Below are 6,072 nucleotides of genomic sequence, written 5' to 3'. Positions count from 1 at the left end.
ATCAGTCTCTATAAAATCTTTTCTCCCGAACACCTCTTAAAACTCCCCTTTGCGAACGATAGCAACAGTCTCGACAAAAACTTTTATAGTGAACTGCTGCATATCATCGGATTGACAGAGATAAAAGAGGGAGGAAAAAAACTCATCCAACGTCTGCAACCGGCAGCGCGTCAACCCGGTTCGCTGCTAGAGAACGCTATCAGTCAAGTAGAGAGTTTAGATAAAATCTCTCGTTTATCCAATCCCGAAGAATTTGGGGAGACGGAAGAGGAGAGACTATTGAATATCGGTTTAGAGTTGGGGATAACCTGGATAAATAGAATCCTCTTCCTCAAACTATTAGAAGCGCAGATAATTAGGTATCATCGGGGGGATAAGTCGTTAGGGTTTCTCAATTTAGGCAAAATTGCCAACTATGACGACTTAAATCGCTTATTTTTCAGCGTTTTAGCCAAAAAACAGTCAGAAAGAAGCAAAGACATCCAGAATATCTATACTCAGGTTCCCTATCTCAACAGTTCCCTATTTGAACCGACGGAATTAGAACAATCAACCATAGTTATCAGTAACCTGCGTTCGGAGAATTTAGAGATTTTTGCGGGAACAGTCTTAAAGGATAGTCAGGGGAAAAAGCGAACAGGAGAAATCAACGCTTTAGCATACCTATTCGAGTTTCTCAATGCCTACGATTTTAGCAGCGAAGGTGGGGAAGCGATACAGGAGGATAACAAGACTCTTATCAATGCGTCGGTGTTGGGATTAATCTTTGAGAAAATCAACGGATATAAGGATGGTTCCTTTTTCACCCCCGGTTTCATCACTATGTATATGTGTCGGGAAACGATTCGACGCGCAGTGATAGAGAAATTTAACCAGAGTCAGGGATGGGATTGTCAGACTATCGAGGATGTATATAACCGCATCAAAGATAAAACGGCAGCCAATGCTATTATCAATAGTCTCAAAATTTGTGATCCTGCGGTGGGTTCGGGACATTTTCTTGTTTCTGCTTTGAACGAGATAATCGCAATTAAGAGTGAGTTACAGATTTTAGTGGATAAAGAGGGGAAAACTCTCAGGGATTATCGGGTTGAGGTGGTGAACGATGAGTTAATCGTCACCGATGATGACGGTAATCTGTTTGAGTATAATCCCCGCAACCGAGAAAGTCAGCGCGTACAGGAGACTTTATTTCAGGAAAAACAGCGTCTGATTGAGGGGTGTCTCTTTGGAGTTGATATCAATCCCAACTCGGTGAAAATCTGTCGATTGCGTTTATGGATTGAGTTACTCAAGAATGCTTACTACAAAGCAGATAACGAGTTAGAGACGTTACCGAATATCGATATTAATATCAAGGTTGGCAATTCTCTGATTAGTCGCTTTGGGTTATCCAATGATTTACAAGTCTTTTCCCGCAAAAATCGTTTAAGTATCGAGAGTTATAAGGATGCGGTGAGAGTCTATCGCAACGCGGAGGATAAATCGCAAAAGCGCGAGATGGAGAGATTGATAAGTGAGATTAAGAGTAGTTTTCGTCAGACTTTACGGTTAGATAATCCTCTGAAAAAGCGCTTGCGGGGTTTGGAAACGGATTTATATAGTCTAGAGAATCAAATTTTGTTATTTGAGGAGTCACCCAAGGAAAAGAAAGCGCGGGAAAGGAAGATTAGTCAGTTAAGGAATGAGATTGATAAATTACGTCCGCAACTAGAGGAGATTGAAAGCGGTAAGATTTATCATAATGCTTTTGAATGGCGCTTCGAGTTCCCCGAAGTCCTAGACGATAAGGGGGATTTTGTCGGTTTTGATGTGGTAATTGGCAATCCTCCTTATATAAGTATTGAAGATATAACTTGGGACCAGAGAAGATTTTACGAAACCATTTATCAAACGGCTACTGGAAGATTTGACTTGTATTCTCTATTCATTGAGAAAGCAATGCAAATAAAACAGCCAACAGGTGTTTTCACTTACATTATTCCAGGAAAGTTTTTAAACAACAAACAATTTGTTACTGCTCGTAAAATTGTTTGCGATAATCACGGAGTTACGGTTGTAAAAATTGACGAAAAAGTATTTGAAGATGCACAAGTAAATAGTGTAATTGTAGAAAATTATCCCACTACAAAAGCACAATACAAAGCATTTAAAATCACAAGGCAAGAATTGCAACAGCTTTCAGAAACTGAAGTATCAAGTATCTTGAACGATAAGGAGATAATTTTTCGATTAGAAATAAATACCAAATTTGATCACCTCATTGCTAAAATTGAGGCAGATACACTGAAATTAAAAGAAATTGCAGAAGTGAAAGACGGAATTGTTGCAGGTACAATCAAAGACATTTTATACATTGATAAAAAGTTAGACAAAGACAGCCACAAACTTTATTTCGGTAAAAACCTTTCAAGATTTCATTTAGGCACAACTGATGTTTGGGTTAATTATAAACCCGAAGAAATGATGAAGCAAGAAGTTAAAAGACAAGCAGGTAAAAGGTCTGGACTTTGGATGAGAGATAAAAAAATATTTGAGAGAGAAACAATTATTTATCGCAAAGTTGGTAAGGAACTTATTGCCACATATGCAGACAAAGGAATTTACTACGAACAAACGATACATAGTTGCTATATAACAGACAAAAGAGTTAAAACAAAATATGTTTTAGGACTTTTTAATTCTGCCTTGTTCAAGTTCTATTATCAAAAAACAAATTCCCAAGGTGGTGATATTTTTCCACAAATAAGAATTTCATCGGTAGAAAAGCTACCGATAAAACTTGCAGACAGTAAAACACAAGAAACAATTGAAACTCTTGTTAACCAAATTTTAGCCAAGAAATCAGAAGATAATTCTGCCGACACCAGCGAGTTAGAAAAAGAGATTAACCAAATAGTGTATGAATTGTATGGATTAAGCGAGGAAGAAATCGGGATAATAGAGGGGGAAATAAAATAAATATAAATGTAGGGTGTGTTAGCGAAGCGTAACGCACCCAAAAGCATCCCAAAGGACTGACAAAAATTTGATCCCCCTAAATCCCCCTTTTTAAGGGGGACTTAAATTTGATACATTCGTTCTCATGAACTCCCAATCGAACTTTAAAACCCATCTCCGCGCTTCCCCTATACCTTCCTCTTACCTATTGCAAGAGTGCCTTATCTCAACAAGTAATTTAAATTCAGTACAGCTTACACCCAAAAGAATCTCAACCAAAATGCTTGACAAAAGCCAAGACTTGACTTATACTTTTTATATAATGGGAATCCGTGCCTAAATATATATAGGGGTTTTCAGAGAAATTAACGAGCGAAAGAAATAGGGACGAAAAGGAAAGCTTTGCCGCAAGGATTAAAGCTGGTTTGGTTAGACTAACTTTATCAGTACCCTTTGAGGAGAGAAAAGTTATGGCTGAGTCAAAAAGCTGGGATTTTCAGAGATTTTGGCAAACTCTAGACTATTTTGATAGTATTCCCCTGTGGAGTTGTCTGCAAAAGCTGCTCGGTTTCGGGGAAGATAAAAAAAATCAGCTAACAAATGAGCAAGGGATGAAGACCATTTTAGTCATTGGTGGGGAAAATGCGATCGGTAGAAAAGTAATCACCCAACTACAGCAGCAAAACTATCAAATCCGCGCTTTAGTCGATAATATCGAGTCTGCACGTCAATTATTGGCTGAAAATGTCGATTTATTTGCTCTGCAAACCCCGCAATTATTCACAGGGATTGAGAGAATTATCTACTGTCAAGGGGAGAATAACCGCCATAGTTTAGCTAATTTACTCGATTTATTGAAAAATGCTGGGATAACCGCCGAAAAAACCCTCTTTGACTTTAGCAATCCCAGCAGTGATATAAAAGAAATCTGGGGTGCGGTGGATGATGTGGTAATGGGAGGAGTGAGTGAGAGTCAGATAACCCTAACCGGAGGACGAGCGCTCTTTTCCGGTATCGTTAGAACTGAAAATAACGGCGGTTTTGCCTCAGTTCGTACCAGAAACCTGAATCCTCCCCTAAATTTATCTAACTACGAGGGAATAGAATTACAGGTACAAGGGGACGGAAAACGCTATAAATTAATTCTGCGCTGTGAAGGACGTTGGGATGGTATCGGTTACTGTTATTCTTTTGATACACTTGATCGCACTTGGCAAACGATTTCTATTCCTTTTGGCGATTTAATCCCAGTGCTGCGGGCCAAAACCCTGCGGGAGGCAGCACCCTTTGATAGCAGTAGCGTCTATGCTTTGCAGTTAATGCAGAGTAAATTCGAGTACGATGGGGCCTTAAATCCCCGTTTCTCCCCAGGATTATTTGCTTTAGAAATTGTCACAATTAAGGCCTACGGGGGTAAAAACCGCTTAATTATCGTTAAGGAAGGAGAAATCGCCGAAAAAAGCCTTTTAGATGCCAGTGGTTATCCCTACGAAGCGATCGATTCTGCTCAGATTTTCGCTAAACTTAATTAATTTAAATAAGCTTGCATCTCAAGTTAAACTACAGAACATCGGGTTAAGATCATGACTATCGGGAGCATAATTAAGGAGGTATGTTCATGAGTGAACAGAATCCCTACGAACAACTTGGGGTTACTGAAGAATCCTCTTTTGAAGAAATTCAAGAGGCCAAACAAAGACTGGTGCAACAGTATCAAAATGATAGCAAAATTGTCGAATTGATCGAGTCGGCCTACGATTCCGTCCTCATGGATCGACTGCGGATGCGACAGGAGGGTAGAATTAAAGTTCCCGATCGCATTCGTTTTCCTGAACGTCTGACGATTCCGGTGGAAAGTAAACCAGTTACTAGCAGCAAATCTCCTAACTGGTGGCGAAGCTCAATCGATACACCTTCTGCACGGGATATCGGTGTACCAGCAGTGATTTACGCTTGTTTAGGAGCAATAACGCTGTTAGTTCCCGATCCCAGTGGCTCCCTTTTACCGCTGCTCTTAGCTTTTGGCGTTTTCGTTAATATCTATTTTTTCAACCGCAAGGAAAAACGTTTTGGCCGCGCCTTACTATTCACTCTCGCTGGTTTATTGCTAGGAGTCGCTCTGGGAGCGGGATTAGCCAGTTTAGCGGCCAAGGCTGATTTGAACATTTTCGGTGATCGCCAAATTTATGCGCTCATCACTTTTCTAATCTTTTGGGTGATTAGTAGTTTTTTCCGTTAACCGAACGCTCGTAGGGATCCTAAGATCACGTCCACTGCTTCCCCAAGGTTATTGACGATATAATCAGGCTCGTAGCTTTCTAAACGGGAACGGCTGCGAATCCCCGATAATACGCCAATAACCTTAATATTTTGGCTTTTAGCGGCGGCAATATCCGCTTCCGTATCCCCCACCATCCAAGTATCGGCAGCCGCCGGCAGTTCTTTAGCGGCCTTAGCCATAAGCAGGGTTTTGTCGCGCACGTCGTTGGTTTTGGTGTAATTGTTATTTAGACAATAACGACGATTAGCGGCGAAAAAACGACCGATATCGTGGCGATTAAAGGCATGATCTAGCTCGGATACCCGCCGCATCGTCATCACGACTAAATCGATCTTTAACTCTTGGATTTTCTGGAGAGTTTCCAAAGAACCAACCACCGGGCGATCGTGGACAAGATAGGGTAAAGTATGGACAGTTTGACGACGAAGATGGGCAAATTTACGCGCTTGATCTTCATCTAATCCTGACATTTCCCCGATACGCTTCTCAGAAACCTGCTCCCGTTTTAACTGCCAGAATTCCGCTTTCGATAATTCCCCGATAATTTGACCTTTATAGGCGGTTTTCTGTAAACAGTCTTGATAAACTTGGTAATATCGCTCCGATACGTCCATTATCGGGCCGTCAAAGTCGCTAATTAGTCTCAACATCGTTCTAATACTTCTCGCTTTATTAATTTTTATATACAAGTTACCCTAGAGTCTTGACAATGACAAGAGTTTTGTCGGGAAAAAGATTAGGGACCAGGGAAGTGGGGTGTCGGGTGTGGGGTGTGGGGTGTCGGGTGTGGGGTGTGGGGTGTGGGGTGTCGGGTGTGGGGTGTGGGGTGTCGGGTGTGGGGTGTGGGGTGT

At 41.0% G+C, this 6,072-nt stretch carries 4 protein-coding genes; 3 read left to right on the top strand and 1 reads right to left on the bottom strand.

Features of this window, described 5'->3' with window-relative positions; translation table 11 throughout:
• From PX482_RS07475 to PX482_RS07465, 3 genes are all read left to right on the top strand, one after another.
• A partial coding sequence (locus PX482_RS07475) for a type IIG restriction enzyme/methyltransferase (RefSeq protein ID WP_288122262.1) occupies nucleotides 1–2,961 on the top strand: 2,961 nt, incomplete at its 5' end.
• 449 nt (nucleotides 2,962–3,410) lie between these two features.
• A complete protein-coding gene (locus PX482_RS07470) occupies nucleotides 3,411–4,472 on the top strand; it encodes a CIA30 family protein (protein ID WP_052276224.1) in 1,062 nt (353 codons plus the stop codon).
• An 86-nt stretch (nucleotides 4,473–4,558) separates the two neighbouring features.
• A complete protein-coding gene (locus PX482_RS07465; RefSeq protein ID WP_288027665.1) occupies nucleotides 4,559–5,179 on the top strand; it encodes a CPP1-like family protein in 621 nt (206 codons plus the stop codon).
• Here PX482_RS07465 and PX482_RS07460 read toward each other — a convergent pair.
• Nucleotides 5,176–5,871, bottom strand: a complete 696-nt coding sequence (locus tag PX482_RS07460) for an HAD family hydrolase (RefSeq protein WP_288027666.1) — start codon at nucleotides 5,869–5,871, stop codon at nucleotides 5,176–5,178. The two genes, PX482_RS07465 and PX482_RS07460, sit on opposite strands and share 4 nt — an antisense overlap.
• Between the last annotated feature and the right edge of the window lie 201 nt (nucleotides 5,872–6,072).

Origin of the sequence: Microcystis sp. M53602_WE12, from assembly GCF_030065455.1 — a bacterium.
Classification (GTDB): Bacteria; Cyanobacteriota; Cyanobacteriia; order Cyanobacteriales; family Microcystaceae; genus Microcystis; species Microcystis aeruginosa.
Note: the sequence above shows the minus strand (reverse complement) of the source record. Positions and strands in the feature narration are given on the sequence as shown.